At 56.3% G+C, this 26,696-nt stretch carries 31 protein-coding genes, 1 tRNA gene and 1 pseudogene; 7 read left to right on the forward strand and 26 right to left on the reverse strand.

The window, feature by feature from the left end; translation table 11 throughout:
- Positions 1-8: 8 nt before the first annotated feature.
- Entirely contained in the window at positions 9-950 is a 942-nt protein-coding gene (locus ACEVJL_RS11250; RefSeq protein ID WP_235396198.1) for a hypothetical protein, read from the reverse strand.
- 303 nt (positions 951-1,253) lie between these two features.
- Between ACEVJL_RS11250 and ACEVJL_RS11255 the strand changes: the two genes are divergently transcribed.
- The 6 genes from ACEVJL_RS11255 (at position 1,254) to ACEVJL_RS11280 (ending at position 7,291) form a co-directional block, all read left to right on the forward strand.
- Entirely contained in the window at positions 1,254-2,471 is a 1,218-nt protein-coding gene (locus ACEVJL_RS11255; protein ID WP_008980297.1) for an argininosuccinate synthase, read from the forward strand.
- 163 nt (positions 2,472-2,634) lie between these two features.
- The gene (gene argH / locus ACEVJL_RS11260) at positions 2,635-4,023 is read left to right on the forward strand and encodes an argininosuccinate lyase (protein WP_374737915.1); all 1,389 of its coding nucleotides are present in this window, start codon (positions 2,635-2,637) and stop codon (positions 4,021-4,023) included.
- 35 nt (positions 4,024-4,058) lie between these two features.
- The gene (gene argC, locus ACEVJL_RS11265; RefSeq protein ID WP_374737917.1) at positions 4,059-5,060 is read left to right on the forward strand and encodes an N-acetyl-gamma-glutamyl-phosphate reductase; all 1,002 of its coding nucleotides are present in this window, start codon (positions 4,059-4,061) and stop codon (positions 5,058-5,060) included.
- Positions 5,061-5,098: 38 nt separating this feature from the next.
- Positions 5,099-5,956: an acetylglutamate kinase gene (gene argB, locus ACEVJL_RS11270; RefSeq protein WP_374737918.1), complete on the forward strand. Its 858-nt coding sequence runs from the start codon at positions 5,099-5,101 to the stop codon at positions 5,954-5,956.
- Positions 5,957-5,981: 25 nt separating this feature from the next.
- Complete coding sequence (gene argF / locus ACEVJL_RS11275) at positions 5,982-6,902, forward strand: ornithine carbamoyltransferase (RefSeq protein WP_374737920.1); 921 nt, start codon at positions 5,982-5,984, stop codon at positions 6,900-6,902.
- Between the two features lie 313 nt (positions 6,903-7,215).
- Positions 7,216-7,291: transfer RNA gene (locus ACEVJL_RS11280), tRNA-Ala, on the forward strand.
- Between the two features lie 91 nt (positions 7,292-7,382).
- On the opposite strand, the gene ACEVJL_RS11285 is transcribed toward ACEVJL_RS11280, so the two are convergent.
- From ACEVJL_RS11285 to ACEVJL_RS11295, 3 genes are all read right to left on the reverse strand, one after another.
- The gene (locus ACEVJL_RS11285) at positions 7,383-8,999 is read right to left on the reverse strand and encodes a recombinase family protein (RefSeq protein ID WP_087271477.1); all 1,617 of its coding nucleotides are present in this window, start codon (positions 8,997-8,999) and stop codon (positions 7,383-7,385) included.
- 73 nt (positions 9,000-9,072) lie between these two features.
- Positions 9,073-9,285: a hypothetical protein gene (locus ACEVJL_RS11290; RefSeq protein ID WP_050618672.1), complete on the reverse strand. Its 213-nt coding sequence runs from the start codon at positions 9,283-9,285 to the stop codon at positions 9,073-9,075.
- Positions 9,286-9,696: 411 nt separating this feature from the next.
- Positions 9,697-10,119: a sigma-70 RNA polymerase sigma factor region 4 domain-containing protein gene (locus ACEVJL_RS11295; protein WP_087271474.1), complete on the reverse strand. Its 423-nt coding sequence runs from the start codon at positions 10,117-10,119 to the stop codon at positions 9,697-9,699.
- A gap of 306 nt (positions 10,120-10,425) precedes the next feature.
- Between ACEVJL_RS11295 and ACEVJL_RS11300 the strand changes: the two genes are divergently transcribed.
- Entirely contained in the window at positions 10,426-10,776 is a 351-nt protein-coding gene (locus ACEVJL_RS11300) for a helix-turn-helix transcriptional regulator (RefSeq protein WP_087271471.1), read from the forward strand.
- 53 nt (positions 10,777-10,829) lie between these two features.
- Here ACEVJL_RS11300 and ACEVJL_RS11305 read toward each other — a convergent pair whose 3' ends face one another.
- The 22 genes and pseudogenes from ACEVJL_RS11305 to ACEVJL_RS11410 all read right to left on the reverse strand — a co-directional run.
- Positions 10,830-11,075: a cysteine-rich KTR domain-containing protein gene (locus ACEVJL_RS11305; RefSeq protein WP_087271468.1), complete on the reverse strand. Its 246-nt coding sequence runs from the start codon at positions 11,073-11,075 to the stop codon at positions 10,830-10,832.
- A gap of 12 nt (positions 11,076-11,087) precedes the next feature.
- A complete protein-coding gene (locus ACEVJL_RS11310; RefSeq protein WP_087271465.1) occupies positions 11,088-12,149 on the reverse strand; it encodes a DUF4179 domain-containing protein in 1,062 nt (353 codons plus the stop codon).
- Positions 12,139-12,690 (reverse strand): RNA polymerase sigma factor, encoded by a 552-nt coding sequence (locus ACEVJL_RS11315; protein ID WP_050618675.1) that lies wholly within the window; start codon positions 12,688-12,690, stop codon positions 12,139-12,141. Before ACEVJL_RS11315 ends, ACEVJL_RS11310 begins: the two co-directional genes overlap by 11 nt.
- A 92-nt stretch (positions 12,691-12,782) precedes the next feature.
- A complete protein-coding gene (locus ACEVJL_RS11320; RefSeq protein WP_164475031.1) occupies positions 12,783-12,953 on the reverse strand; it encodes a hypothetical protein in 171 nt (56 codons plus the stop codon).
- Between the two features lie 333 nt (positions 12,954-13,286).
- Positions 13,287-14,633: a relaxase/mobilization nuclease domain-containing protein gene (locus tag ACEVJL_RS11325; RefSeq protein WP_374737924.1), complete on the reverse strand. Its 1,347-nt coding sequence runs from the start codon at positions 14,631-14,633 to the stop codon at positions 13,287-13,289.
- Between the two features lie 147 nt (positions 14,634-14,780).
- Complete coding sequence (locus tag ACEVJL_RS11330; protein ID WP_374737926.1) at positions 14,781-15,071, reverse strand: CD1845 family protein; 291 nt, start codon at positions 15,069-15,071, stop codon at positions 14,781-14,783.
- 159 nt (positions 15,072-15,230) lie between these two features.
- Positions 15,231-15,578 (reverse strand): plasmid mobilization protein, encoded by a 348-nt coding sequence (locus tag ACEVJL_RS11335; RefSeq protein ID WP_087271456.1) that lies wholly within the window; start codon positions 15,576-15,578, stop codon positions 15,231-15,233.
- The gene (locus ACEVJL_RS11340) at positions 15,575-15,739 is read right to left on the reverse strand and encodes a hypothetical protein (RefSeq protein ID WP_164475030.1); all 165 of its coding nucleotides are present in this window, start codon (positions 15,737-15,739) and stop codon (positions 15,575-15,577) included. Before ACEVJL_RS11340 ends, ACEVJL_RS11335 begins: the two co-directional genes overlap by 4 nt.
- Before the next feature lie 10 nt (positions 15,740-15,749).
- A complete protein-coding gene (locus ACEVJL_RS11345) occupies positions 15,750-16,349 on the reverse strand; it encodes a defense against restriction DarA-related protein (protein ID WP_087271454.1) in 600 nt (199 codons plus the stop codon).
- A gap of 162 nt (positions 16,350-16,511) precedes the next feature.
- Positions 16,512-16,880 carry a cysteine-rich VLP domain-containing protein gene (locus tag ACEVJL_RS11350; RefSeq protein ID WP_006575040.1) on the reverse strand — a complete coding sequence of 123 codons (369 nt, stop codon included), beginning with the start codon at positions 16,878-16,880 and terminating at the stop codon, positions 16,512-16,514.
- A gap of 4 nt (positions 16,881-16,884) precedes the next feature.
- Positions 16,885-17,061: a hypothetical protein gene (locus tag ACEVJL_RS11355; protein WP_164475029.1), complete on the reverse strand. Its 177-nt coding sequence runs from the start codon at positions 17,059-17,061 to the stop codon at positions 16,885-16,887.
- Positions 17,058-17,843, reverse strand: a complete 786-nt coding sequence (locus tag ACEVJL_RS11360; RefSeq protein WP_374737930.1) for a DUF4366 domain-containing protein — start codon at positions 17,841-17,843, stop codon at positions 17,058-17,060. The genes ACEVJL_RS11355 and ACEVJL_RS11360 overlap by 4 nt, the downstream gene beginning before the upstream one ends.
- A 2-nt stretch (positions 17,844-17,845) precedes the next feature.
- A complete protein-coding gene (locus ACEVJL_RS11365) occupies positions 17,846-18,097 on the reverse strand; it encodes a DUF4315 family protein (RefSeq protein WP_087232213.1) in 252 nt (83 codons plus the stop codon).
- Between the two features lie 13 nt (positions 18,098-18,110).
- Positions 18,111-19,964, reverse strand: a complete 1,854-nt coding sequence (locus ACEVJL_RS11370) for a C40 family peptidase (RefSeq protein WP_374737933.1) — start codon at positions 19,962-19,964, stop codon at positions 18,111-18,113.
- Positions 19,945-22,314 (reverse strand): VirB4-like conjugal transfer ATPase, CD1110 family, encoded by a 2,370-nt coding sequence (locus ACEVJL_RS11375; RefSeq protein WP_374737935.1) that lies wholly within the window; start codon positions 22,312-22,314, stop codon positions 19,945-19,947. The genes ACEVJL_RS11370 and ACEVJL_RS11375 overlap by 20 nt, the downstream gene beginning before the upstream one ends.
- Positions 22,262-22,657, reverse strand: coding sequence for a PrgI family protein (locus ACEVJL_RS11380; protein ID WP_087232295.1), 396 nt, complete (start codon positions 22,655-22,657; stop codon positions 22,262-22,264). Before ACEVJL_RS11380 ends, ACEVJL_RS11375 begins: the two co-directional genes overlap by 53 nt.
- 3 nt (positions 22,658-22,660) lie before the next feature.
- The gene (locus ACEVJL_RS11385) at positions 22,661-23,218 is read right to left on the reverse strand and encodes an MT-A70 family methyltransferase (RefSeq protein WP_425475193.1); all 558 of its coding nucleotides are present in this window, start codon (positions 23,216-23,218) and stop codon (positions 22,661-22,663) included.
- 17 nt (positions 23,219-23,235) lie between these two features.
- A complete protein-coding gene (locus tag ACEVJL_RS11390; RefSeq protein ID WP_374737937.1) occupies positions 23,236-24,030 on the reverse strand; it encodes a DNA-methyltransferase in 795 nt (264 codons plus the stop codon).
- Complete coding sequence (locus ACEVJL_RS11395) at positions 24,020-24,271, reverse strand: hypothetical protein (RefSeq protein ID WP_087271436.1); 252 nt, start codon at positions 24,269-24,271, stop codon at positions 24,020-24,022. Before ACEVJL_RS11395 ends, ACEVJL_RS11390 begins: the two co-directional genes overlap by 11 nt.
- A gap of 14 nt (positions 24,272-24,285) precedes the next feature.
- Entirely contained in the window at positions 24,286-25,152 is an 867-nt protein-coding gene (locus ACEVJL_RS11400; protein WP_058966413.1) for a VirB6/TrbL-like conjugal transfer protein, CD1112 family, read from the reverse strand.
- 11 nt (positions 25,153-25,163) lie between these two features.
- Positions 25,164-25,376, reverse strand: a complete 213-nt coding sequence (locus tag ACEVJL_RS11405; protein ID WP_002578752.1) for a Maff2 family protein — start codon at positions 25,374-25,376, stop codon at positions 25,164-25,166.
- Between the two features lie 96 nt (positions 25,377-25,472).
- Positions 25,473-26,579: pseudogene (locus ACEVJL_RS11410) on the reverse strand (VirD4-like conjugal transfer protein, CD1115 family); the annotation flags it as partial.
- Between the last annotated feature and the right edge of the window lie 117 nt (positions 26,580-26,696).

The raw sequence follows: 26,696 nt of genomic DNA on the forward strand, positions 1-26,696 counted from the left end.
CTGTCCCCTTATATAATAGAGCGGTTGTCGTCCAGAAGTGCTTTGCCCTGCTGAATACAGCGGCACAAAAGGAACAGAGCGGCAGCCAGAGCCAGAGTGGAGAGGGGCAGGGAGAGGGAGTACTCCTGGCTGGTGAGGAGGGAACTTACCATCAGCTGGAAAAGATTACTTCCAAGGGAGAGCAGGACGGCGGTCTGGATGACCTGACGGCAGCCGCGGGCGGTTTTTTCACATTGAGCCAGGGATTCCGCTTCAAAAGGCTCGTGGACCATGATGCGGGCCAGATCACTGCCCCAAAGCAGAACGATTCCTCCCAACAGACTGGGGATGGCATGAAGCAGAGCCAGCAGGCCGTGGATCCAAATGGTGGTTTGAGCAGCGGCGGGTGCACCGGTATTTCCCTGCTGAATCGCCTGGGTTTTCGCGAGAAGGGAGAAGGTGGACTGGAAACCAACGGCAAAGACCAGCACCAGGGCACAAGCGGTGAGTAGCGCCGACAGCAGTCTGGCCAGATCAGCAGTGTCCTGGCGGTCCAGAGGCTCCAGTAGCCGCAGCACCAGCCAGCAGACCAGCGCACACAGGGCGCCGCCTGCCGCTCCCAAGATCCGGTACTCAGGCAGTGGATTGCTGAGCAGGGTGGGGTTGACAGAAAAGAAGAGGGCTAAAAAAATCAGCAGGGAACTGAGGGGGAGCAGAGTATCAGTCCCGGTGAGTGCGCCCCGTCCTTTGGGAAGCTTCAGCAGGAGCAGAGGCAGAGAACTCACAGCCAGTATGATGGCCCAGGCAGACAAATTGCCCAAAAATCCGGTGAGGGACAACGCCCGCAGTCCCTCGCCAGCCCGGGTGGACAGGGAAAATAAGGCCTCACCAGTCCCGCTTCCACCCCAGAATCCGGCCAAAATACCCAGAACAGCGGCACAGATCAGCCCGGTTATACGGCGTGCTTTCATGGTATGCACCTCCATAATTATTGTTATTCGATAATTCTAACTTATAGATACCATATAAATTATTGTTTGTCAATAATTTTAAAATGCGATACGATGAATAATAATTCTAAACAATGGAAATAAACGGATGAATAAAACAGCAAATATTTATTTTTATACGTTATGTACTGAAAGAACAATGAAAATACCGAATAATTATACCAATTCAATCTTGCATTTTTATTCTTCCGGTGGTAGACTATTGCCAACACAAAGGAAGGCCCCTCCGATGGGCCAAACCAAAGAATTGGGAGGAAGAAGATCATGAGTGAGATTAAAAAAGTAGTGCTGGCCTATTCCGGCGGTTTGGATACGTCCATCATCATCCCCTGGCTGAAGGAGAACTACAATAACCCCGAGATCATCGCGGTTGCCGCTGACGTGGGTCAGGGCGATGAGCTGGAGGGACTGGAGGAGAAGGCCATCAAGACCGGCGCCTCCAAGCTGTACATTGAGGACCTCACCGATGAGATGGTGGACGATGTCATCGTTCCCTCCATGATGATGGGTGCCAAGTATGAGGAGTACCTGCTGGGTACCGCCTTTGCCCGGCCCATCATTGCCAAGCGGCTGGTTGAGATCGCCAAGAAAGAGGGCGCCGACGCCATCTGCCACGGCTGCACCGGCAAGGGTAACGACCAGGTCCGGTTCGAGCTGGGCATCAAGCGCTTCGCTCCTGAGATGAAGATCATCGCTCCCTGGAGAGAGTGGGACATCAAGGGACGTGACGAGGAGATCGACTACGCCGAGGCTCACAACGTGCCTCTGAAGATCAGCCGGGAGACCAACTACTCCAAGGATAAGAACCTGTGGCACCTGAGCCACGAGGGCCTGGATCTGGAGGATCCCGCCAACGAGCCTCAGTACGACAAGCCCGGCTTCCTGGAGATGGGCGTGTCCCCTGCCATGGCTCCCGACAAGGCCACCTATGTGACCCTGGACTTTGAGAAGGGCTGGCCCGTTGCCATCGACGGTGAGAAGATGAAGGCCAGCGATATCATCCGCAAGCTCAACAAGCTGGGCGGCGAGAACGGCATCGGTATCCTGGATATCGTGGAGAACCGGCTGGTTGGTATGAAGGACCGGGGCGTGTATGAGACTCCCGGCGGCACCATCCTCTATAAGGCTCACGAGGTGCTGGAGATGATCACCCTGGACAAGGACACCAAGCACATGAAGAGCAAGCTGGCGGTTGACTTTGCCGACCTCATCTACAACGGCAAATGGTTCACCCCCCTGCGGGAGGCTCTCACCGCCTTTGCCTTCGACACTCAGAAGCATGTTACCGGTACTGTAAAGCTCAAGCTCTACAAGGGCAACATCATCACCTCTTCCGTCACCTCTCCTGAGACCCTCTACTCTGAGAATCTGGTCACCTTCGAGGAGAGCGACTACAACCAGGACGATGCCACCGGCTTCATCAACCTGTGGGGCCTGCCCGATACCGTTCAGGCCATGCGGGAGCAGGGAAAGCTGAAGTAAGCGTCTGAGCCGTCGCGAATAGACGAAACGAAATAATATGAGTCCGAAGGCGAAGTTACTTCGCCTTCGGACTGCTTAAAAATTTATTTCCGCTGCGGCGGAAATCCTGCGAGGCGAATGGCCGCAGGTCATTCGCTCTTCGCATATCAAAGGAGAGAATGTTATGAAGCTCTGGGCTGGTCGGTTCCAGAAGGAGACCGATACTCTTGTCAATGATTTTAACTCTTCCATCCAGTTTGATGCCCGGCTCTATAAGCAGGACATCGCCGGCTCCATCGCCCATGCCCAGATGCTGGGTAAGCAGGGCATCATCGAGGAGCATGAGGTGGAAGCGATTGTGGATGGCCTGAAGGCCATCCTGGAGGATATTGAAGCGGATAAGGTGGAGTTCTCCGTGGATAACGAAGATATCCACATGAACATCGAGACTCTGCTCACCCAGCGCATCGGCGATGCCGGCAAGCGGCTGCACACCGCCCGGTCCCGGAACGACCAGGTGGCTGTGGATACCCGCCTGTACGTGAAGGAGGAAATTCCTGTTATCATCGGGAAGATCCTGGATCTGGAGCAGGTGTTGGTGGAGAAGGCCAAGGAGCACACCGATACCGTTATGCCCGGCTATACTCACCTGCAGCGTGCTCAGCCTACCACCTTCGGCCACTACATGATGGCTTACGCCAACATGTTCAAGCGGGACGTGACCCGGCTGGAGGACTGCCTGGAGCGGCTGGACGAGTGCCCTTTGGGTGCCGGCGCTCTGGCCACCACCACCTATGATATCGACCGCTTTTCCACCGCTCAGGCTCTGGGCTTCAAGAAGCCCACCGACAACTCCATGGATTCCGTCTCGGACCGTGACTACGCCATCGAGCTGCTCTCTGCTCTGTCCATCCTGATGATGCACCTGTCCCGGTTCTCCGAGGAGATCATCCTGTGGTGCTCCTGGGAGTTCAAGTTCGTGGATCTGGACGATGCCTACTCTACCGGCTCCTCCATCATGCCCCAGAAGAAGAACCCCGACGTGGCCGAGCTGGTCCGGGGCAAGACTGGCCGGGTATATGGTTCCCTCATCACCCTGCTGACCATGATGAAGGGTCTGCCTCTGGCCTACAACAAGGATATGCAGGAGGATAAAGAGGCTCTGTTTGACGCCATCGACACGGTGGAGATCTGTCTGCCTGTGTTTGCGGCCATGGTGAACACCCTGTCCGTGCGGCGGCACAACATGGAGCGGGCGGCTGCCGGCGGCTTTATCACCGCCACCGACTGCGCCGATTATCTGGTGAAGAAGGGTCTGCCCTTCCGGGAGGCCTATATGATCGTGGGTCGGCTGGTCAACCTGTGCATCAAGAACCACGAGACCCTGGATACCCTCACTCTGCGGGACTTCCGGGCTATCTGTGACCTCTTCGATGAGGGCGTGTACGAGGCCATGGCTCTCAAGCACTGCGTCAACGGCCGTACAGTCTACGGCGGTCCTGCCAAGGAGTCGGTGCTCAAGCAGATTTCTCTGATCGAGGAATTTATTCAGGAGCACCAGCCTCAGAAGTAAAAAGGCTCTTGTGGTCAGGAGGGGCGGGGGGTACAATGGGGAACGGAGAGGGCCCCGCCCCTCTTACACCACTTAAAGGGATGATCCTCATGGGCAAGAACCCAAAGGTATTTATTGACGGAAAGGGCGGCGTGGTAGGAGCGCGGCTGTATGAGCAACTGTCCCGCCGCAGCGACCTGGACTTTTTGATTATTGACCCGGAGAAACGCCGAGATGTGGAAGAGCGGCGCAAGCTACTCAACGAGGCGGACCTGGCTATTCTGTGTCTCCCGGAGGAGACGGCGGCCCAGGCGGTGGAGCTGGTGGATAACCCCAACACCCGCATCATCGATACCTCTCCAGCCCACCGTACTACGCCGGGCTGGATGTACGGCTTTGCCGAACTGCTCCCCGGTCAGCGTCAGCGTATCCGCTTTTCCAAGCGGGTGGCAAACCCCGGGTGCCATGCCTCCGGCTTTCTCTCCACGGTAGCCCCGCTGGTACAGATGGGGATGCTGCCCCCGGACTATCCGGTGTCCTGTTTCTCGATTACCGGCTACTCGGGTGGGGGAAAGGACATGATCGCTGAGTTTGAGGATCCCAACCGTGATCCGGCTTTGGCGGCCCCGGCTCTCTATTCTCTGGAGCTGCGCCACAACCATCTCAATGAGATGCAGCATATCGCCGGGCTGGAGTATCCCCCGGTGTTTGTCCCCATTTTAAGCGACATGTACAGCGGTATGGCCACCTCGGTGACCCTGCAGAACCGGCTGCTGCGGGGAACGCCCACGGCCCAGGACATCTGTGAGATGCTCCAGAGCTACTACCAGGATCAAGCGCTGGTATCGGTGGCACCCTTTGGAACACAAGGCCCCCGGCTGGTATCCAACACCATGGCGAACACCGACCGGTTGGAGATCACCGTCTGCGGCCGGGAGGAGCAGACTTTGCTCACTGCCCGCTTTGACAACCTGGGCAAAGGGGTGGCCGCGGCGGCCATTCAAAATCTGAATCTGATGCTGGGTTTCCCGGAGACCACCGGCTTGAGGGTGGAGTGACCGGGCCCGGCTCATGCATAAAGAGGGAGGAACTTATTATGGATGCAAATCTGGATCGTGCAAAAGTGCTTACCGAAGCCCTGCCTTACATCCAGCAGTATAATGGAAAGATCGTAGTTATCAACTGCGGCGGCGTACCCATGACCGACCCGGAGCTGCGGGAGGCGGTGATGTCGGACATCATCATGCTGCGCCTGGTGGGTATCAAGGTGGTGCTGGTCCACGGCATCGGCCCTGAGACCAAGGAGGCTTTGAAGGACGCTGGAATGGAGCTGCAGTACAAGGATGGCTATCCCTGCGTGAGCGACGACGCTTTGGACGTTGTGCAGCAGGTGCTGTGCGGCAAGGTGAACAAGGGCCTGGTATCCGCTCTGAATCAGAAGGGCGGAAAGGCCATTGGCCTGTGCGGCATCGACGGCGGCCTGCTCTCCGCCAAGACCATCAGCCCCTCCTACGGCCGCACCGGCGAGGTGGTGAAGGTAGATGTGACGATGGTGAACAGCTTCCTGAATCAGGGCTATATCCCCGTCATCGCTACTGTTGCTCAGGGAGCGGACGGTCTGGCCAACGTTTATTCCGTCAGCGCCAATGTGGCGGCCGCCAAGCTGGCGGTGGCTCTGGGAGCGGAGAAGCTCATCCAGCTTACCGACAAGGAGTCTATGCTGCAGAATCCCGATGCTCCCGGCGCTCCCATGCCTGAGCTGCATTTGTCCAAGGTGCCCGCCCTGATCCGCTCCGGAGCCATCTCTCAGATCATGGTGCACAAGGTAAACTGCAGTGTGGAGGCGGTGCGTTCCGGCGTCAAGTCTGCCACCTTCCTGGACGGCACCGTACCTCACGCCATTCTGCTGGAGCTGCTGTCCGACGAGGGCATCGGCACCATGCTGACCCACTGATTTTCGCTGGAGAGGGGAATAGACGATGAAAAAAGACCTGTTGAAGCTGCTGGACCTGACCGGCGAGGAGATCCTGAAGATCCTGGACACCGCTGACCAGCTGAAATTTAGCCAGAAGCATGGCATTGCTCACGATAAGCTCAAGGGTAAGACCCTGGCCATGATTTTTGAGAAGAACTCCACTCGTACCCGTGTCTCCTTTGAGACCGGTATGTACCAGTTGGGCGGCCACGCCCTGTTTCTCTCCAGCAAGGAGAGCCAGATCGGCCGGGGCGAGCCGGTAGAGGATACCGCTCGGGTGCTGCTGCGCTACTGTGACGGCATCATGATCCGTACCTTTGCCCAGGAGGAAGTGGAGACCCTGGCGGCCCACGCCAATATCCCTGTCATCAACGGCCTGACGGACTTCTGCCATCCCTGCCAGGTGCTGGCCGACCTGATGACCGTCCGGGAGCATAAGACGGTGCTGGAAGGGCTGAAGATGTGCTACATCGGCGACGGCAACAACATGGCCAACTCTCTGATCGTGGGTGGCCTGAAGACCGGCATGGAAGTGGCAGTGGCCTGCCCCGAGGGCTACGATCCTCATCCTGATGTGCTGGCTTTTGCCAAGAGCGACCCCAACTTTAAGTTTACCCTCTGCCGCGATCCTAAGGAGGCCGCTGTGGGCGCCGACGTGGTGTTCACCGACGTGTGGGCCTCCATGGGCCAGGAGGAGGAGAAGGCCATCCGTGAGAAGGCCTTTGTGGGCTATCAGGTGAACAAGGAGCTGATGGCTCTCACCAACCCCGGCTGCATGGTGCAGCACTGCCTGCCCGCCCACCGGGGTGAGGAGATCACCGCCGACGTGTTTGAGGAGCACGCGGAGGAAATCTTTGACGAGGCGGAGAACCGCCTGCACGCTCAGAAGGCAGTTATGTACCTGCTGATGGGCGGCGAGGACTAAGTTTTTCTTTGGGGGAACAGGTGCTTTTTCGGAGCCTGTTCCCCCAAAAAATAAAAAATGAAAAAATTGAAAAAAGATGTTGACAGAAGGGAAAACATCTGGTAATATATCGTCGTTATCCGTTGCAGGACATACCACTTGGGGGTATAGCTCAGCTGGGAGCCCGGTTGAAGCTGTTACACACCCCTCAACAAAACTAAATAAATGTTCTTTCCCACATCTGGGGGTATAGCTCAGCTGGGAGCCCGATACAATCGTGTACCAGCACCCCACACAAAACTGAATAAGAAATACCCAGCGCATCCTCTTATATGGGGGTATAGCTCAGCTGGGAGAGCGCTTGAATGGCATTCAAGAGGTCAGCGGTTCGATCCCGCTTATCTCCACCATAGGATGCGCTGGGTATTCTTAGATAACTTGTCTTACTTCAAGGCAAGTTTTTTCTTTTGCCTATTCCCTGCCGGGAATGGGCTTTTGTTTTTATGCGGCGATTTCCACAATGTCCAGCCCCAGGCTGAACTGTGCAAAGTCAATGTTGAAATCAATGTGCAACTTGTAGTCCCGATAGACCTCCACCCGACGGATCAGGCAGTTGACGATCATTTTCTTTGCCTCCAGGCTGGCCGTGTCATATAGATCCGCCCAGGAGATTACATTATCGTACTGCTCCTCCAGGGAGTGCAGAACGGCTTGCCCTTCCTCATAGGCAGCCTGTGCGTCCTCAAACTGCTTTTGTAGTTCGGTGCATTTGGCCTCGGCCTCAGACACCATAGAGCCCAACAGGTCTTTGGAAAAGGCGCTTTCCCCTCGCAGGGCCTTGATGACTTCCGCTTTGAGCATATCCAGTTCATCGGCTGCCTTGGTGTAATCGGCCCGGACGGAGCGGAGCAGATTTTTTCGTTCCTCCATCTTTTCCCGGTAGCGGGCGTTGACGATCTCACTTTTCGGGATTGTTTTCATGCGCTCGAAGATTTGCCGCACCAGCTTATCAATTATCCCGTCCAGGATATGTGCCGTGTAGCCCGTCTGCCCGTCGCAGTCGGTCTGCTTGCGGGTTTTGCCATAGCAGATGTACCGCACCCGCTTGATGACCCGGTGGGGATCTTCTTTACAGGGATAGGCCTTGCCGCTGGTGGTGAGGTTGAGCCGGGCCCCACAATGGCCGCAGTACACATTCCCAGACAGGAGCGACTGGCCCGCAATGTTGCGGGGAACGGTGCGCTCCGTTTCATTGGCCCGGTTGGTGCGAATCCGCTGGGCCGCTTCAAACAGCTCCGGCGAAATGATTTGCAGGTGGGGCAGCACCGGGGAGCGGCTTTCCCCGCTGCGGAGTACGCCGGTATAGGTTAGGTTGCAGAGGATGCCCCGGATGGTGGCGTGGTGCCACATCTTGCCGCTCCGGGCCCGGTAGCCCTGGTTATTCAGGTAGGTGGCGATTCGCTGGGCCCCATAGCCCTCATGCACATACTTGTCAAAGGCAATGCGGACAACGGCGGCCTCGGTTTCATTGAGAGCCAGCTCGTAGACCTCATGCTTGCGCTTATTCACGCGCCCGCTTTTCACAAGGTCATAGCCATAGGGGGCGACGCCGCCCTTAAAGCCTCCATCCTCCACAAGCTGCCCCAGGGCAGTTTTGGTACGTATGGAGGTTTTTTCGCTTTCACCGTCCGCTTGCCAGAACCGGATGTAGTTGGTGAGTTTGTCGGTGTGGTTGTCAAACCGCTGCTCGCCCTCCTGGGTGCTCCAGACCCGGACGCCGTTCTTGACGAACCATTCCACCACAAAGGGCGTTTCATCCGCGATCCGCCCGATGCGGTCAAACATGAACACCAGCAGAATATCAAACTTGCCCTGCCGAGCCCGTTCCTTGATGATTTGCAGCTTGTCCCGGTTTTCCGCCCGTACCTTGTGACCGGAAACGCCGTCCTCCTGTTCCTCGTGAACAATTGTCCAGCCCATTTTCTCACAAAAGGCGTGGCAGGCTTTCCGCTGCATGGGAATGTCGGCCTGGTTTTTATCGTTGTGATCCACCTGCTTATCGGTAGACACCCGGTATAAACAATCAACGCGAGTGCCAGTTATCATTTGATTTTCCATGTATAAGCCATCCTTTCAAATGTCATTTAGGCAGGTGAAAAGAGGCTTTTTGTACGCAGGATTTTTGAACTTGTCAAGGTGCATAGGGACTACCCCCACCATTATTATCCCTCTGTTCCGAGGGCTTGACAAGGATGACTCCAGGCCGGGGGGATGAGGTCTGTGCCACAAAGGACGAAAGCAAAATCTGCTTGACCTGCCCGATGGCCGCTGTGTTTTGTGACTCTGCAAAGGTGGCGGATATTTCAAACCCATCAATGGCAAAAACGGCATTTGCTTTTGGCATATACGGCCTCCTCTCTCATGGACGGACTGACATAAACAAACTCCCTGTTGTCCCGTAGGGCAAGGAACAGGGCCAGCACCGTTTCCGATGCTGGCCCTGTTCCTTGCCTCACTTCTGGACAAAGTGTCCATAGGTCTAAAGATAGGGCCGCCGCGCTCATTTCCTTGGCCTGTCGTTAGACAACAATACTCGGCGCAACGGCCCCGCGCAAAGGGGCGGCGGCCCGGACGGTCAGGTGGCCAGCCTGACCCGGCGGATCGTGGCCGTGGGATGGCCTGTCCCACTTGCGGCGCTGGTGTCAGACACCCGCCGCTAAGCTCCCCACGCTATATCGGGGCCCCGGTGTCCATTTGCGGAGAGGAACCTCCTCTCATATACCACCAGAAAAAAGGGGCCAAATGGAGATGGCAATTAGAAATTTTCCTGCAAATATTTTTTCATCTGTTTGATACCGCTCTCCACCGAGTGCCGGACGGCGCTTTTGTCTACGCCCTCTTCGCGGGCGATCTGACGGTAGCTTTTGCCCAGAATCAAATAGGCGTCCACGCGGCGCCCCTGGATCTCCGGCAGAGAATTGAGGGCGTTCCACAGACGAAAGAACAACTCCTTGCGATCCATGAGTTCCTGGGGGCTGGGCTCGTGCAGGCAGGCGGAAAATTCGATCCCATCGTCACAATCCAGGGAATAATAAGCCTTGTTGTAGCGCGCCCGTTCCATATGGGCGGCTTCGCGCCGCCTGCTGGCCATGAGCTCCTCGGCCACTTCGTCAGAAACTTCTGTATATTCATCGTGGGTGTACCACGGGTAAAAGTCTTTCAGATTGATGGTCGTCATTTGTAATTCCTCCGTTCAGATGGTTAGGGGGTGAATGGCGATCTGAACGGGGGAAGGTGGAGAGCGGCATCGAAACTCAACTCGTTTCTTTTTTCTTGATATGAATCGCAGTACACTTTGTTTTCCGTACCGAACTTCTATGCAACATTGAAATTCACATTCGACAACTCAGAAAACCAAAGTGGCCTGGGATTCATCGAAACCTCCCTTCACCAAACAAATGAATTGTAATACCTAAAAAAGGCGCACTGTGATGAATTTAGTCAGAAAAGAGTGTATTGTAAAATATTTTTGAGGTGAATTACAATGCAATCTTATTCTAGGCCTTTAGGCGACGCAGTAAAGCGTGCGCGAGCTGAACTTGGTTTCACCCAGAATCAAGTTGCAGAAGCGGCAGATATTGATGTGCGTACAGTACTGAACATAGAGAACTATAAAGGCAATCCTAAAATGGAAGTGCTCTTCCCTCTTGTACGTGTGTTGAAAATGGACTCTAGAGAGATTTTCTATCCAGAAATGCGTCGTGAAAGTCCAGCAATTCGCCGGTTGCGCTTCTTGATAGAAGAATGTAGCGAAGAAGAAGCAGAGGCTTTAGCACCTGCGATAGAGTCTATTCTGTCTGTATTGAGATCAAAAACAGCTGCTACGGTTGGCTAATCATAAAAAAGAGAGCCTGCGTCCCTTATATTGGGGAAGCAGGCTCTTCATGCCTAAGTGTCAGGCTCTTTGCTTACTACCATTTTCAGTTGTACGACATCTACCCTGATTTCCTTTTTACATTTAGGGCAGTAAAGGGGGAATTTCACAAGGACAGTATCTGCAAATATTTTTGTTCGTGTCTTTCCACCACAGATTGGGCAGCAAACCCACAGTGAGCCTTGATGATCGTTTTTTACTGGTTCTATTCCGTCGTGTCTCTGCGTTAATCGGCGGGATCTATCAGACGAAATATACATACCCTCAAAAGGTCAGTTGGCTTCGATCGAGATTTGATGATTTCCGTATTTCACATAGTCTACCTGAGACAGATCCAACGGAGCGGCGAACACATAATACTCCATGCCTTCCATACCCGCAGTCTCACTAATAGCTACTGTGGAGCCGTCCTTTAAGACAACTTCCAAGGGACCGACATACGGAACAATGCGGTTGTTGTTAGGTTCTGTAGCGGAGTAACTGAAAGTAAGGCTCAAAGGCGAAAGAGTCAGGTTCTCCAGCGTACTGGTATATCCATATTCTTCATCCGTCCAGGTCAGGCCAGCCGTATCCAGCGAGAGTATCTCGGTATCATTATAAAGGGTAATGTCGAAGGAAAACTCTCCACTCAGAATTTGAGTATATTCCTTTTCGGGAGTCTGAAGCCATAGTCCATGAAGGGTAAGCTGCTTGGACACCTCGTCATTGAAACGGACATCGGTTCCGGTTTGAGCTCCAATCCAGATAACAACTTCTTTCAAATTATCCTGGGGATTTTCATCAGGGAGCCAATCACATTTGAGGATGTAACCACTATCGGAATAGGCACCATCCTCAAAGGTAAGCTCCAATGCTTCACCAGGCCCAAAAAGCTGGTAGCATCCATCTGTCTTGCTATCATAATCGGGTAGAATCATATCTTCCGGTGCCTTGATCTGGAGACGGAGATAGTAAACGTTTTCGTCGGCCAGAGCTGCAATAGGTGTAATGGTTGTGCCGTTGCTGGTTACACCATTCTCAAAAGTCTTTCCCATCTGGTCAATGACCTGAATCTGGCCATCCGAAAGAGAGCCATTCTTTTCAGCAAAGAAATTTTGAAGCAGCGCTCCCGCACCGAGTACATGACCAACTGCCAATGCAGAAACAGTAAGTGTAGAAATGATTGCTGCAACCGCCAAAAAACGAAGTGGACGGATGTGTTTCCGCGGTTTATTCATTGATACTTTATTCATAGTTAACTCCTTAATCCGTGACGAGGAGTAAGGAGTAGTAATGCCCAAATCCAAACCCTCTACCGGGTATGAATCCAGCAAATCGGAAATATTACGCTTCATTAACAAATCCCTTCCTCGTCAGTATTTCTTTTAGTTTTGCGCGACCTCTTCTTAGCCTGGTTTTGATGGTTGATTCATTGATTGCCATGCTAAGGGAGATCTCTTGAATCGTTTGAGCGTAGTAATAATATCGTAAAAAAATCTCTTGATCTTGTTCCGGCAACGATTGGATTGCTTTACGAACGAGCTGTTGCTCCTCGGCCTGCTCAACATCATTCAGCGGATCATTGGGGCCGGGAATATCAAGAAAATCATCTTCTAGCGGAAGAGTCTTTCCCATCTTCCGCAACTTGTTTTTTGCTTTATTTCTCGCAACGGCAGCAAGCCATCCTTTTACAAAACCCGGTTTCAATTCGGATGATTGCTGCCATGCAGCCAGAAATACATCTGATACGACCTCCTCTCCGTCCTCCTGGGACATAGCACCGCGAAGAATATTCCATACCACAGTAGACACATAAGGTATGTAAATATCCATAAGCGATTCTAGCCCAGATGGATCACCAGTTTGCATTTTATGCAATATGGCATCTTCTCTCATAAGAAAGGCTCCTAACTGTCTTTGAAAGCTGCTTTCGCTTATAATATCACATCATTTTAATGCTAGGTTTCAAAAATTTTTGCTTTTGATGGCTACTGAAAGCGGTAGCGATTTTGGGCATATTCATCGATAAATTTGAGATATTGTTCACGGCTTGTAATTTCTAACGGTAGTCCGTTTTCCATAGTATGAAATGATACAATGTGATTTTCCTCGTCAATCCATACGCGCCACGATTCGCACAACTCTTTTTCTACTTCCATTCAGTATCCCTCCATCTACCACGGTTGCTTAAGAAAATTCTTTATAAAGTTGATTGTTGCAATAAGGACAGAATTTGTTTTATATCGCCTCGCATCACTAATATCACATAAAAACTGTGCGTAGTTTCAAAAAACAAAAAAGGAAATATATGGAATATAGAGAGTGTGTGGCGTTGCAATTTTGGCAAGCAATTCGGGTGTGGCCACACTCCGAAATTTTCACAGGCCGCAGGCCCGTGAAAATGCTTGTTGGGGAGCTCCCCAAACCCGCTGGACTTCTGGACACTTTGTCCAGAAGTCCCGGCGCAAGCGCCTGTTGTCGGCGGCCCGGAGCTAACGCTCCTGGGCCTTATTTTTTTGCTCGTCCGCGTGGCCGAGCAGGTGATCGATATTCGCCTTGACCGCCACGGCCTGCCGCATATCCGCCTGGGCCTTGCGGTATTCCGCATAAAGGGCCTTTTTCTTTTCGGAGAGCTCCCGGCGCTGCTTTTTCAGCGTGTCCATTTTGGGGAGCTTTGCCCCGCCCAAAAGCTCACTCATGGCCGCCTTTGCCGCCCGGTAGTCTGCCAGCTCCGCCTCATGCTGGGCCAGATACTTTTTAGAATACCGGGTTGCCTTGTAACCGTCAAACACAGGCCGCGTCTTTGCATACTGCACCACCGCGCCCATGAGCTCGGAGGTTTTGGAAAGGGCAGCCTCCGTGTCCCGCAGCTCCCCGGCCAGCTTGTGAGCCCGATCCACCGCCGCCTCGGTGCTGGATGCCAGCGCCGCATAATCCATAAGATCGTGTTCCCGCAGATACAGGAGCGCGGCGGCCATCTGCTTTATGTTATAGACTTTGGCCCACCGCTCATAGGCCGGGCCCTTGCCCTGGGCCATGCGCTCTTGAATGTCTATGATCAGATTGACGCGCCGGGCCGGGGCCGGGCTGTCCTGGGGAAGCTCCGGGATGGGCCGCTCCCCGGCAATCGCCGCCCGGATGTCATCGGGATCAAAACCGGGGCCCAGGGTGGATGCCCGCAGACGGGTGTACTTATCCTGCCCAGGGGCCAGGAACGAGATCGCGCCACCCCGCCCATGCTTCACTTGAAAGCCGGACTCCTCCATGAGCCGCAGAAACGCCGGGAAGTCGGTGGGCTTTTGCTCCAGAGCCGCTACGATCCCCAGCCGCACCCGCTGCTGGGCCGAGGGCGGCTTTTCTCCGATCCATTGTCCATAGTGAAGAAAGCGGCCCTTGCTGTGCTGCTTTGGATTTTGAATGACAGACAGCTCGTGCTCAATGCACACCCGGTCAGAGAGCCGCCGCACCGCAAAGCTGGAGCCGATGAAGTTATGGAATTTCCGGGAACAGTCCTGGGCGGTGGAGTTGTAATAAATGTGATTGTGAATGTGGCCCTTGTCAATGTGGGTACAGACAAAGAACTGATACTTGCCCTTTGTCCAGCGCATGGCCGTTTCATAGCCGATTTTGTTTGCCTCCTCCGGCGTGACCTCGCCGGGCGGGAACGCCTGCCGGATCTGAAAGAACAGGGCCCCGCGCTCCACGGCCCGGCCCGTTTCCGCCTGGTACTGGCTTTTCAGCAGTAGGAACTCAGCGGGGGCGGATGCAGGATCACAGAGATAGGCAGACACAGCCCCCAGCTTTTTCGGATTGAGCCCATAGGCAAACCGCTCCTCCATTGTCTGGATGGCCGTTTTCCCAGCCGCTACCTTGTAGGGCCGGATGTAGGTTGTAGCGATAGCCGCACCTCCTTTCCCAGCAGAAAAAACGGGCGGCGGTCTGTTCCACCCGCCGCCCGGAACTTCTGGACAAAGTGTCCAGAAGTATCAGCTTGCCATAAAATCCATCGCCGCATACTTCACACCATACAGGCGCTCCACCAGCCAGCCGCCCAGGGCCGGGAGCCCAAAGGGAGAAACCAGGAACGCCAGCACGAACATGGCGATGCAGCCTGTGGTCTGCCCGGCCAGCAGGCAAAGGATCGCCAACAGGGACAGGCCCACACACGCCACAACGCACACAGCGCCCGCCACGCAGGACAGGAACGAGAGCACCGCCACGGCGAGGATCAGGGTCAGAATAAAGGGAGACGCAATAATTTTTAAGATCGTCCGCATGGTTCATACCTCCTACAAAAGTTTGATATTTGCCTCTATATGTATATTATAACTCTGCGGGAGGGGGCCAACAAGGATGCCTCGGCTATCCCCACCTCTGGACAAAGTGTCCAGAAGTCGAGATAGCCGGGGAACGGCGCAAGGCCGCTCCCCGGCAGGTCAGAGCCGCACAATGTCGGAGAGCATTTCCAGAAGATCGGACAGGGGCCGCCACAGCTTTTCATAGTCCCGCTGCAACGCCTTGATCTCCTCCGGGTAAATACCGCCGTAGGTGTTCGCCTGGATCGCCACCTGGTTTAAGTTGTTGGAGCAGCGCCGCTGGAGCGACACCAGCTCCTGGACAGGTGACAGGTCAACATGGAGCACATAGCCATTGAGGGCCATTTTCCGCATATAGGCCCCCATGTTGCGGATGCCCGCCTCGGCCATGCGCTCCTGAATCAGCGCCAGCTCCTCCTCGGACACCATCACATGAAGATGGATGGGGCGGCGGCGTTTCTTTGTCACCGCTCCTCCCGTTCCAGGCTCCGGCTGGTGCGGGGCGGCTCCTTTACCTTGTCCAGCGTCTTGTCACGCTCCGGGGGCAGCGCGGGGAGCGGCGTACCGAACACCCCGCAAAGCCGCTTCACTTCCAGATCGGCAAAATCCTGTTCATGCTTCTTGTCCATAGTCATCCTCCTATCTGTCGCCCCGGTCAGGGGCTTTCTTTTTGGGTGCGTCCGGGGCCCGCTGCTCCTGGGCTTCCCGTTGGGCTGCTTTCAGTTGTTCGGCAATCGGGCGGGGCCTGCCGCCGCTTTCCCGGCGCAGCTCGGAAATAACCGGGGCGGGCCGAAGTTCATAGTCCGCCGCTTGCTTTTCAGTCAGCGGTTTGGTGTAGGTCAGATGGCCCCAGGCCAGGAACGCGCCGCCCTCCACCGGGACGCGCTGATCGTAGTTGACGATTTCATCCGGGGCATTGTGGGGCGGTTTGGGGAATGTTCCGATGTCCACCGGGCGCTGGGTGGAATAATACTTGTAAAGGCCGGGAGCCTCGACCTGTATAACCTTGACCTTGAAAAGCCGCTGGTAGTCCTGCACCCGATCTGCAAAGTCCTTTTCCATAGCGTTCAGATCGTTGCCATAGTGCCCCCATTCATATTGCCGTTGGCCCTTTTCGTCATCGTAGCAGGCCCACGTTACATAGGGGGATGGGGCCGTGGGATGATGCCCCAGGGCAAAGCCCCGGCCATTTTCCAGCATAACGGCTTTCAGAATGGAATAGCCTTGATTTTTGTCCATTGTACCTCCTTTCCGGGAACGGGCCACTTCTGGACAAAGCGTCCAGAAGTCCCGCGCTAAAATGTTGACAGCATCCGGGCCAAACAGGGGCAGGCCGTAGAAACATACGGCCCACCCCAAAAGTGGCCCCGAAAAGCCTTGTAATCAGCGGGTTTTGGGGGCCTAATTGTCAACGCCCCAGCCTCGCTTTTTCCGCATATATTCCCGCTGTTGGCGGCGGTGGGCTTTCTTTGCACAGGCCGCCGAGCAGTAAGCCTGCCGCCGATCCGGGGCAACAGGCCCGCCGCAGATAGGGCAAATCTTAAAATCCGGCCTGGGCCCCTCGGTCAAGAGGGCGGCCTCCAGTGCCGGATCGAGGGGCAGCACCGCCTCCCGAAAGTAGCGGCACAGCGCCCCCGTCCAGCATTTCCCCAGCATATAGCACTCACAGTCCAGGGGCAGGCAGCCGCACTCCCGGTCATAGTTGGCACACCATTTTGTTACCAGGGCGCGGATCGCCCGTTTTTCCTCGCGTGTCAGTTCACGGGCCAAGCCGTCACCTCCCGCCAGCCGGGGCCCGCATAAGCTTCCGGTAGCAGGACACGCAGCCGATCCCGCGCCAGTAGGGACACCCGGAGCACCGGGAGCCCCTGGGCGGCTTTGCCGGGGCCGGAGCCTGGGGGCGGGGCTTCTGCTGCATCATCTTTTCATAGGGGCTGTTGGTAAACCTCATTTGTCCGCCTCCTCTCCGTCATCGTCCTCCTCGTTCCAGGGCGGGCCGTCATCGTCCTCGTCCCCGTAGCCGTCCGGCTCGTCATAGTCCGTGAGCTCGTCGCCGTAGTCCTCCTGGGACGCGGCGGCTTTCTGCTGTTTGGGGCGCAGCACCTTGAAATAGAACGCCGCACCGCCGCCCACTAAGGCCACCGCCAGCACCGCCAGGAGCATCCCCATGTTGCCGCCCGTTTCCGGCTCGGCCTCCTCCGGGGCGGGTTTCTCGGTTTCCGTGGGCTCCGGCTCCGGCTCAACGCCCACGCACTTGCTCATATTGACAGAGCAGACGGCACAATCCGTATTGACGGCCCCCGCCTCGCATTTTTCAGAGCAGGAGCACACCGCCTGTTCCACGCCAGCGGCCTCCGCCGCAGCCAGCAGATCGGCCTCATCCACAACGCTGAAAAAGTAGGTTTCGTACTGTTCGCCCTCTTCGTCCACGGGCTTGTCATAGTCAATGACGATATAGAACGTGTTGCCGCCGCTGGTCTGCACCGTAATAAACTGCTTGTTGGTGTGCTCGTCATAGAGCAGATCGCGGGTTACAAGGTTTCCCTCCTCCGAAAAGCCCTCGCCCGGTTCAATGGTGGGCTCCGGCTCCGGGGCCTGGGTTTCCTCGGTCATGGTGGGATCGCCATAGTCCGCGCCCTCGCCGCCGTCCGCATAGGCATAGGCCGGGACGCTAAATCCGCATAAAAGAACGGCGGCACACAGCGCCGCCGCCATCACCCGAAAGCGTTTCATCTTCAATTTTCCTCCTTTCCGCCGTCCTCGGACTTCTGGACACTTTGTCCAGAGGTGCCGTCCCGGAGCCGCTGGAGCACCAGGGGGAGCTCCTCCAGGGAAATGCTCATGCCCCGCACGATGTCCACGATCTCGCTGTTTTCGGCCTCCTGCTTATTCTTTTCCAGCTCCTTGAGCCGGGCCTGCTGTTCGCTGATTTTGGCCTTGACCTTATCAATCTCGGCCTGGATTTTCTGGCTTTTGCTTACCGCCATAGATACCTCCTTGTCAGGGTAAACGCCCGTAGGCGTAGAAATGTGATTGCCAGTAGCTTGTATTTAAGTTTGCGTATTGGATGGGATCTCCACAGTGGATCATCATCCCGTCCCCCACATAGATGCCACAGTGGGACACGCCCGCCGTGTCATAGGTGCCGACAAAGAACACCAGATCGCCGGGCTTTGGACTGCTGGTAGGGGTACAGATGTTATAGAGCCCCTGGGCCCCCAGGCGGCCCACATTCCAGCCGGAGTGATTGATCACCCAGGACACGAAGCCGGAGCAATCAAAGGACGTAGCCGGGGAGCTCCCGCCCCACACATAGGGATAGCCCAGGTATTTCTCCGCCTCGGTGAGCATGGCTGCAAAGGTTTCATCGTCCAGATATTCCCCCGGCACGTCATATCCGGCGGGCGGGTTGGTAACGTATTTCCCCACATAGGCCGACTCCGGGAACAGGTCAGGCCGGTTTCCCAGGGTGGACATATAGAGGGAGTACCGGGACATCTGTTCCTCGTTCATCATTTCCAGGGGCAGATGGGACAGGTTGCGGTTTTCCAGCGTCACATAGCAGATGTAGTAATTGTAGGGGACTTCCACATCGTAGGAGTTGCCCTCGCTGTCCGTCCGGCTTTCCGTCCGATAGCGCACCTCAACCACCACATCCTCGGTGAGAATGTACTGGCGGTCAAAGAGGGTTTCCAGCGTCCCCTCAACCTGATCCAGCGTCCATGCCCCCTCATGGAGCACAGACAGGATAGAGATCAGCACATAGGGATCGTGCTCAATGCTGTCCAAGTCGAAGTGATACTCGTCATAGTCATGGGTGCTTTCGTAGCTGTCCAGGTAGTCCTGGAGCTCCGCCTCCATGCCGCAGTAGGCCGCCTCCGCCGCCAGCATTTCCTCGTCCTGGGATGGGTAAGTAGTCGCGCCCACTGCGCCAGCCCCGGCGTTGCCAAGCGTCACCAGGGAGGACGAACAGGACTGCATCATAAAGAGCAGGAGCACACAGGCCAGGGCCAGCACCACCCCCACGGGATGCCGCTTCACAAAGCCTACCACCTTTGCCCCGGCCTTTTCCGTGGCGGCGGCTGTCTTTTTCGCCGCGCCTGCCGCCCCGGTCTTGACCGCCTCCCGCGCCCGCTTCTGGTACTGCTTTTTCAAGCGGTACCTACGCCACATCCGGGAAACCGGGTTGCCGGACATCTCCGGGTGTTCCTGGGCGGCCATGCGGAAGTGATAGTCCGCCGTGGCCTTGACATATTTGGACTCGGCCCGCTGGACGGCCTTTGCCGGGTGTTCCCGGACTTTCCGTTTCACAAACCGGGAGCCATGCCGCAGGGCGGACTCACCCACCAGCTCGGAGCGGTGAGCCCCCTCAATGCCCACATTTTCCTGCTCGTTCTCGTAAATCTTCCCATGCACAAAGCCGTGAACAGTGCCGCCAGCGGCGCGGCCCACCCGTCGGATGGGGCCTGGCTTTTTCGGGGGCTTCTGTTTTGCCAGCTTATCTTTGGCCGCCTCCAGCTTTTCCCCGCGCTTTTCCATGCGGAGCTTAGAAGCGGCGGCCTGTTCCTGCTGGCTTTTCTGCCGGAACTTCGTCGTCGCAAACTTCGCTTGAGCTCCTTTGGCGGCATGGCCGCCAAAATCCGCCCGCTCCGTTGCTCCTCCTCTCCCCACAAAGTCTTGCGACTTTGCGGGGTGCCCCATGTTCTGGACACTTTGTCCAGAAGTGCCGCTGTCCGCAACCCCGGCACCGCCTGGGGAGCCGCCCCCAGCGGCACCGCCAGGATCGGCGGCGCTCTCCCAGGAGCCGGGACGCTCCCTGGGCTCTTGTTGGGGTTTATTCGGTTTTCGCTTCATTCTTCAAGTCCTCCGGGCGCGTAGTCAGCAGGTTATAGATCTCCCCACGGGGGAACCGATCCACAAAGGGGATGGTCACATCGCCATAGAACAGCAGGCCCTCGCCGGAATTGGAGTGGGTGATATAGGAAAGCTGATGCTCGGAAATGCCGAGCTGCTTCGCCAAAATCGCCCGGTCACTTTGGGCCTGGGACAGCAGGATCATAAAGTCGGTGTTGTCCAGAATGGCCTCGATCTCCCGGCTGGCCAAAAGGTCTTTGACGTTCTGCGTTAAAGCCGAGGGGACACAGCCCTTTTTGCGGAGCATCTTCCACACGGCCACAAAGTAGCTGGCGGTGAGCGCGTCCCGGAGCAGGATGTGGAACTCGTCAAAGTAGCACCAGGTAGAAACGCCGTTGTGGAAATTCACATTGACCGCCGACGTTACAAAGTCGTTGGTAACGTGCATGGCGATCTTGCGGAGGTTTTCTCCCAGCCCTTTGAGGACGATGCAGACAATATGCGCCGTTAATTTTACGTTGGTCTGGTGGTTGAACAGGTTAAGGGAGCCCGTACAGTAGAGCTCCAGGGCGGTTGCCACCCGGCGGGCCTCCGGCTCCGGCTGTTTGAGAAGCTCCTCGTACAAGTCCTGGAGCAAGGGCGGTTTGCCGTCCCCCAGGCCCAGGGCCATGTCCCGGTAAATGAGCCGCACACAGCGGTCAATCACGGTTTTTTCGATGGGTTGCAAACCGTCCTTGCCGCCCACCACCAGCTCGCACAGGGACAACAAAAAATCCGCTTTCATGGAAAGCGGGCTTTCGTCATCGTCCAGATCAAGCTGGATGTCCATCGGGTTGATATGGCTGGGGGAGCCGGGGGCGATCTCCACCACCTGGCCGCCCAGCCTGCGCACCAGCGGGGCATATTCCCCCATCGGATCGACAATGATAATGCGGTCTTTTGGGATAGCGAGAAACACGTTGATGATCTCACGCTTTGCGGCGAAGCTCTTGCCGGAGCCCGTGGAGCCGAGATACAGTCCGTTGGCCGATTTCAGCTTTTTGCGGTCAGCCATGATGACGTTGTGGGAAAGGGCGTTCATGCCGTAGTAGAGGGACGGCCCGGCCATCCGCAGCTCCCTGGTCATAAATGGGATAAAGATCGCCGTGGAGCTGGTAGTCATGCCCCGCTGGATCTCCACCTCGTTATATCCCAGGGCCAGAGAGGACACAAAGCCCTGCTCCTGTTGCCAGTCCAGCCGCTTCAAAGCGCAGTTGTATTTCTGCGCGATGCCGCCCACCGTGAACACATCGTTTTCCAGCCGCTGGCGGGTGGGGGCGATATTGATAACCGTAAACGTCAAGAGGAACATCCGCTCGTTGCGGGACTGCAGATCGGCCAGGAGCTCCGCCGCGTCCTTGCTGAATGTAATCAGGTCAGGGGGCAGGATGTCGGGATCGTACCCGGCCCGCACCGCTTTCCGCTGTTCCTCCACCTTCATTTTCCCGATGTCGGAGAGCTTTCCCTTGATGGTCTTAATGGCTTTGAGCTGATCCACCGTCTGAATGTGCATGGTAACGGTAATTTCCGCATCAAGCTCCAGAATTTCCGCCAGGAGTTTGTCAGAGAGCTCGGACGCCAAAATCTGCAAATAGGACGCAGCGCCCCAATACTGGCCCACCCGGAACGTCCGGGATTGCCGGAAGTCGAAGCTGTCCGGGGCGATAAAATCCTTTGTCCCCATGCCCGTCCGGGGAATGTCCTGCCAGGAGAAGCGGAACGGCTCCCGGCTGCCGGGGTGCATCTGGCTATGGAGCAGCGCCAGCCGTTCCTGCCCATCCATCGGAGCAGAGGGAACGCCCAGCCGTTTGAGGTTGCCTGTCACATCGGCCTCCACCCGTTCCAGACGGGGGCGGGCCTCCGCGATCCCCTCGGCGGGCAGGCCAAAGGTGATATATTTTGAACGCTCAATGCCGTTGTTGCTTTTGGCAATCTGGTTTTTCAGCATCCCCGTGAACTCCGCCCGGATGCTGTCAAAGTCATCCTGGGCCGGGGGAATGTTTACCTTGTAGCGGCTCCGGGAACGGGAGCGGCGGTTGATAAAGGAGAGCTGGAACGGCAGGGAGCTGTCGAAGTAGTTGAGGAACGAGCTCCACCCGCTGAAAATCGCCGTCTGATCCTCGGTGCTTGCCACGGAGTAGTTGATGTCCTCATATTCCACCGTCTTTGTGTAGAGCCCGCCGGGGAGCTGGCACACGCCGTCCGGGTGCATCACCAGATAAGGGATGGTCTGCTGGGCGGACAAAACAGCTTTCCGGTTAGCGGCCTTTCCGGGGCCGCGCTTTGGGCTTTTTGCTTTCTGCAATCGCATCCTCCTTTCGCACAGCGCCCCGCTGGGTAAACGGGGCATAGATATTTTCCGTCTGGTAGGGCCTCACCCCAGGCCGCAGGAACTTAGCCCGCAGGACGTTCCGCACCACCTTTTCAAAGGGGAGGCCGTCTTTTTCATACATCGCCAGCAGGAACGCCGGGAGCGCCACCCCCATCATCAGGAACATGGCCCCGGTGTTGCCGATGGCGCTCCGGGCCAGCAGGTAGGACGGGATGCCCACCGCCGCCGCGATCCCGAAGCACACAAGCTGGCGTTTCGTCAGGTTAAAGGCCAGTTTGGTCTTGATTTTGGATAAGTCGTTGGGAACATTCACATAGGGCATGGATCAACCTCCTTTCGCGCCCACCTCTGGACACTTTGTCCAGAAGTCCGGGACGGTGCTTTCCACCTCGTTCCCCCACACATCCCAGCCGGGCGGGGACTGCCGGGCAAACAGCTCCACTCTGGGCACATCGCCCATGAGAGCCACGATCTTATCACGGGCCTCGTCCGGCTTTCGGCTGTGCTCCTGGATCGGGGCAATAATGAATTGATGGACGTTTGCCGCCTGCCGTTTCGGGTGCCCCCGTGTCGCCAGCAGGCAAACCTCCGCGTTGCCCCTCGTCCAAAAGCCCAGGCCATAAAACCAGCTCTCGGACTTTCGGTTTTTCTTCAGCCAGACGAAAGCAACGCTTTTGTAAGTGAAGCCCCACGCCTTGATGAGCCGCAGGGCCTCCGGGAGCTGCGGGAACGTAGCCCACAAAAAAAGCACGCTGTCCGGGGCCGCCAGATTAGCCACCGGGAGCGTGCATAACTCGTCAATCCCCATTGTGGGGTAGTGTTTTTCCGCTGCCCCCTGCAAGCCCTTTTGAGCATACCGCCAGGGGGGATCGGCGTAGATCACAGAATATTTCCTGATAGTTACACTCCTTTCTCCCCGGCCTCCACCGCCGCGCCCGCCACACGGATGCGCTCACTGGCGGCGGCATAGTAGGCTGGGACGGTTTCAAAACAGATGAAGCGGCGGCCCGTATTGAGAGCGGCCACCGCCGTTGTGCCGGAGCCCGCGCAGATGTCCGCCACCAGTTCGCCGGGCCGGGTATAGGTCTTGATGAAATACTCACACAGGGCCACCGGCTTCTGCGTAGGGTGGACGGTGCGCTGGACGGTGGGGAACGTGAGCACATTCCCCGGAAAGCGCAGGCCGTCCTCCGAGCCGCCCGTGGTACGGACGAATTTTCCATAGTTCGGGCTGTCCCCGTTGTTCGTCAGGCTCCGCTTATAGGGCTTGCCCTGTTCAAACTGCGGGTTGTAAAGAGGGAGCTTCTGATAGAATACCAGGATGTTCTCCGTCTTTTTCAGCGGGGCGCGGCGGGCGTTGAGAAAGCCAGTAGAGCGGCTTTTGTACCACACCCACTCATAGCGGAGCATGGACAGGTTGGATGCACCCAGCACCTTGTCATAGGGGCACTGCGCGAAAAACAGGATCGCGCCGTCCGGCTTGACTGCCCACTTGACCGCCTCCCACAGCTCCGGGAGCGGCAGGGGCACATCCCAAAAGTTCCGGGTAGTGCCGTAGGGCGGATCGGTCAAGAGCATATCCACAGAATGACGGGGCAGGGAGCGCAGGCCCTCGATGCCATCCATAAGGAACAGGCCCTCCGGGAGCTCCGGGGACTTCTGGACACTTTGTCCAGAGGTGCCCTTATCGGTCATCCCTGGCCTCCTTGCCCTTTGCCGGGGCGGGCCGGACGGCATTTTCACGGGCGGCCTGCGCCCGCCCCTCGGCTAACTGCTGGGCAATCTTCTTCGCGTCATCCCTGCCGCCCAGCAATTCCCGCTTTTGCAAAACGGCCTCCGTTTCCGCCATAAAGCGGTAAACATCGGCCTGGTTGAAGTCCTCCGGCGCTTTCCCGTTCCACAGGCGCGACCCGTCGGGCCCATATCTTCTCGGCATATAACACCCCTTTCTCAATGTGCGCTAAAGATACTTCGCGCAATCGTCCCGGTTTTGAACAGCATGAAGCAGAGCAAAACTGTATAGCCCACGGTGCCCCAAATCGCCCCAATGGGATCTCCGCCCGTGGCAATTCCCTGGATCAGCACCGCATAAATCGCAACACACACCAGAATGAGTAGCCCCTGGAAGCCCACGGCAAAGAGGGAGCGCAGATAGTTCTGCCCGATCTGTCCCACCTCCCGGTGGGAGATCGTTGCCATAGGGATGGGAGCCAAACTGGTGAGTAAATAGATTTCCAACATTCTGCCATACACCAACACAAAAATGACGATGCCCAGCGCCCACATAGTAACGCCAATAATAGAGGACTGGAGCCACAGGCCCAAAAGCGGCCCTAAATCCATCCCCTCCAGGGTGGTTTCCAGCTCCGTCATCATATCCGGCGTGATGTCCGTGGAGCCCTGGATCAGACCGCCCGCCTGGGCGATCACCGTCTGCGATACGTCAAAGACGGCCATCACAATATTAAAGGTGTTTGAGAGAATGAAGATAGCACAAGCCGTTTTGAATATCCATTTGTAGATATTCGCCACATCAAACTCGTGCATATTGTTTTTTTCCAAAAGCATCTGAATGAGCTCATAGGTGGCAACAAAGGTCAGCACCAGCCCGGCAATCGGCAGGATCACCGTTTCGGAAAGCTGGCGGATGAGGGAAAATACCCCGGCGTTCCACGCCGCCGGGGTAGTCCCCACCTGTACCGCAATCTCTCCGACTTGGGTATTGACGTAATCAAAGAGCCCCTCCAGGTTCCCCATGATCCCGCCAATCAGCAGCTCTTTGAGCCAGTCCGTGAGCCAGTCGGTGAGAAAATCCATAAGCCGCTACCTTAAAACAGGCCGGACAGCAGAGGGATCAGGGTGGTGCCCAGCAGGATGATGCCGCCGCCCGCCATGAGCTGCTTCATGCCCTGGCTTTTGGAGCCGGGATTATCACTGCCGTACCCCTCCAGGAGATTGACAACGCCCCACACGCCAAGGCCAGCGCCGAGAGCCACAACAAGGGTCTGCAAAGTATCAATAGCGGAAGAAAAGAACTGCATATAGCCTCCATTTCTCCGGGGGTTTCCCCGGCCATGAAAAAAGCCGCCCATACAGGCGGCAGGTTACGGCCTCTGGACACTTTGTCCAGAAGTGCTTTATACATAGGCATCCGGATCGTCCACATCATCGTAGTTGAGGATGTCCTCGTCCTTGCTTACGGGCCCTGTGTCCGATACGTCTACCTCGTACACCTCACAAGCCTCGTTCAGCCCAGGCCGCCTGCGGCGGTTAATGAGCTTATCAAGGTAAAAGGCGTTTTTCTTTTTATCGGCCTCAGCCGTGTACTTGTAGTTCGGGTGCTGCTTCAAATCGTATTTGGACGAGAAGAACGGGGGCAGGCCCCGCAGCTGCAAAATGCACTTATCGCCCGGCATGGTAGCCAGCTCGCTGGGGGTCATCAGCTCCCGGCCCAGCCGCTGGGTGTTCTGGTTGTAGCTTTCCGACTGCCCACGGGAGCGGCCCTCGGTCTGCATGGAGATCGTGGCCTTTCCCAGCCAGTTCTCGGAAATTTCCTTGATGGTGGAGCTTTCCCGCCCACCCAGGAAAATCACGCTGTCCATGTTTCCCAGGATCGTTTCGGCGTTGTCCTTGTATATGGCCTTGCATTGGGCGTACTGCTGGTAGAACAGGCACAGGCTTACCTCACGGGAACGGATGACGGCCACCAGCTTCTCCAGTGAGGGCACCTGGCCCGTGTTGGCCGCCTCGTCCCACAGCACCCGCACATGATGGGGCAGGCGGCCCCCGTGAACATTGTCGGCCCGTTCACACAGGAGATTGAACATCTGCGAAAAGGCCAGGGCAACAATGAAGTTATAAGTGGGGGTTGTGTCGGAAATCGTGAAGAAAACCGCCGTTTTCCGATCCCCGATGCGGTCAAGTTCCAGCTCGTCATAGCTCATAATCTCCCGGAGCTGGGGGATGTCAAAGGGGGCCAGCCGGGAGCCGCAGGAAATCAAAATGCTTTTCGCGGTCTTGCCGCTGGCAAGTTTGTACTTCTTGTACTGCTTGACCGCAAAGCAATCCGGCTTGCGCTTTTCCAGTCCCTTGAACATATAGTCCACTGCGTTCATATAGGACTCGTCATCCTCTTTCACGTCCATGCCGGAAATCATATCCACCAGGGTATTGATGTTCCGATCCTCAGCGGGGGCCTCAAAAATGATATAGGCAATCAAGGCACAGTACAAAAGCGTTTCCGCCTATAGTGATAGGTAATCCTTTGAAGTAATCGCCGGATTTTCCCCCACTCCACACCGGACATGCGACTTTCACCGCATCCGGCGTTCCATCGATTGTGTTATCAGGCATTTAATCAA

Origin of the sequence: Flintibacter porci (genome assembly GCF_041925195.1) — a bacterium.
Taxonomy (GTDB): Bacteria; Bacillota; Clostridia; order Oscillospirales; family Oscillospiraceae; genus Lawsonibacter; species Lawsonibacter porci.

Excerpts from the sequence above, each read along its gene's own strand:
- argF (WP_374737920.1), top strand. The coding sequence starts at position 5,982 with ATGAAAAAAGACCTGTTGAAGCTGCTGGACCTGACCGGCGAGGAGATC.
- ACEVJL_RS11395 (WP_087271436.1), bottom strand. The coding sequence starts at position 24,271 with ATGCCGAGAAGATATGGGCCCGACGGGTCGCGCCTGTGGAACGGGAAA.
- ACEVJL_RS11405 (WP_002578752.1), bottom strand. The coding sequence starts at position 25,376 with ATGCAGTTCTTTTCTTCCGCTATTGATACTTTGCAGACCCTTGTTGTG.
- argC (WP_374737917.1), top strand. The coding sequence starts at position 4,059 with ATGGGGAACGGAGAGGGCCCCGCCCCTCTTACACCACTTAAAGGGATG.
- ACEVJL_RS11365 (WP_087232213.1), bottom strand. The coding sequence starts at position 18,097 with ATGGCGGTAAGCAAAAGCCAGAAAATCCAGGCCGAGATTGATAAGGTC.
- ACEVJL_RS11320 (WP_164475031.1), bottom strand. The coding sequence starts at position 12,953 with ATGGAAGTAGAAAAAGAGTTGTGCGAATCGTGGCGCGTATGGATTGAC.
- ACEVJL_RS11290 (WP_050618672.1), bottom strand. The coding sequence starts at position 9,285 with ATGCCAAAAGCAAATGCCGTTTTTGCCATTGATGGGTTTGAAATATCC.
- ACEVJL_RS11355 (WP_164475029.1), bottom strand. The coding sequence starts at position 17,061 with ATGAGGTTTACCAACAGCCCCTATGAAAAGATGATGCAGCAGAAGCCC.
- ACEVJL_RS11255 (WP_008980297.1), top strand. The coding sequence starts at position 1,254 with ATGAGTGAGATTAAAAAAGTAGTGCTGGCCTATTCCGGCGGTTTGGAT.
- ACEVJL_RS11310 (WP_087271465.1), bottom strand. The coding sequence starts at position 12,149 with ATGAAGCGTAATATTTCCGATTTGCTGGATTCATACCCGGTAGAGGGT.
- ACEVJL_RS11390 (WP_374737937.1), bottom strand. The coding sequence starts at position 24,030 with ATGACCGATAAGGGCACCTCTGGACAAAGTGTCCAGAAGTCCCCGGAG.
- ACEVJL_RS11370 (WP_374737933.1), bottom strand. The coding sequence starts at position 19,964 with ATGAAGCGAAAACCGAATAAACCCCAACAAGAGCCCAGGGAGCGTCCC.
- ACEVJL_RS11305 (WP_087271468.1), bottom strand. The coding sequence starts at position 11,075 with ATGTATATTTCGTCTGATAGATCCCGCCGATTAACGCAGAGACACGAC.
- ACEVJL_RS11380 (WP_087232295.1), bottom strand. The coding sequence starts at position 22,657 with ATGCCCTATGTGAATGTTCCCAACGACTTATCCAAAATCAAGACCAAA.
- ACEVJL_RS11345 (WP_087271454.1), bottom strand. The coding sequence starts at position 16,349 with ATGGACAAAAATCAAGGCTATTCCATTCTGAAAGCCGTTATGCTGGAA.
- ACEVJL_RS11285 (WP_087271477.1), bottom strand. The coding sequence starts at position 8,999 with ATGGAAAATCAAATGATAACTGGCACTCGCGTTGATTGTTTATACCGG.
- ACEVJL_RS11340 (WP_164475030.1), bottom strand. The coding sequence starts at position 15,739 with ATGGACAAGAAGCATGAACAGGATTTTGCCGATCTGGAAGTGAAGCGG.
- ACEVJL_RS11360 (WP_374737930.1), bottom strand. The coding sequence starts at position 17,843 with ATGAAACGCTTTCGGGTGATGGCGGCGGCGCTGTGTGCCGCCGTTCTT.
- ACEVJL_RS11315 (WP_050618675.1), bottom strand. The coding sequence starts at position 12,690 with ATGAGAGAAGATGCCATATTGCATAAAATGCAAACTGGTGATCCATCT.
- argH (WP_374737915.1), top strand. The coding sequence starts at position 2,635 with ATGAAGCTCTGGGCTGGTCGGTTCCAGAAGGAGACCGATACTCTTGTC.
- ACEVJL_RS11300 (WP_087271471.1), top strand. The coding sequence starts at position 10,426 with ATGCAATCTTATTCTAGGCCTTTAGGCGACGCAGTAAAGCGTGCGCGA.
- ACEVJL_RS11375 (WP_374737935.1), bottom strand. The coding sequence starts at position 22,314 with ATGCGATTGCAGAAAGCAAAAAGCCCAAAGCGCGGCCCCGGAAAGGCC.
- argB (WP_374737918.1), top strand. The coding sequence starts at position 5,099 with ATGGATGCAAATCTGGATCGTGCAAAAGTGCTTACCGAAGCCCTGCCT.
- ACEVJL_RS11400 (WP_058966413.1), bottom strand. The coding sequence starts at position 25,152 with ATGGATTTTCTCACCGACTGGCTCACGGACTGGCTCAAAGAGCTGCTG.
- ACEVJL_RS11250 (WP_235396198.1), bottom strand. The coding sequence starts at position 950 with ATGAAAGCACGCCGTATAACCGGGCTGATCTGTGCCGCTGTTCTGGGT.
- ACEVJL_RS11325 (WP_374737924.1), bottom strand. The coding sequence starts at position 14,633 with ATGGAGGAGCGGTTTGCCTATGGGCTCAATCCGAAAAAGCTGGGGGCT.
- ACEVJL_RS11295 (WP_087271474.1), bottom strand. The coding sequence starts at position 10,119 with ATGACGACCATCAATCTGAAAGACTTTTACCCGTGGTACACCCACGAT.
- ACEVJL_RS11330 (WP_374737926.1), bottom strand. The coding sequence starts at position 15,071 with ATGCGGACGATCTTAAAAATTATTGCGTCTCCCTTTATTCTGACCCTG.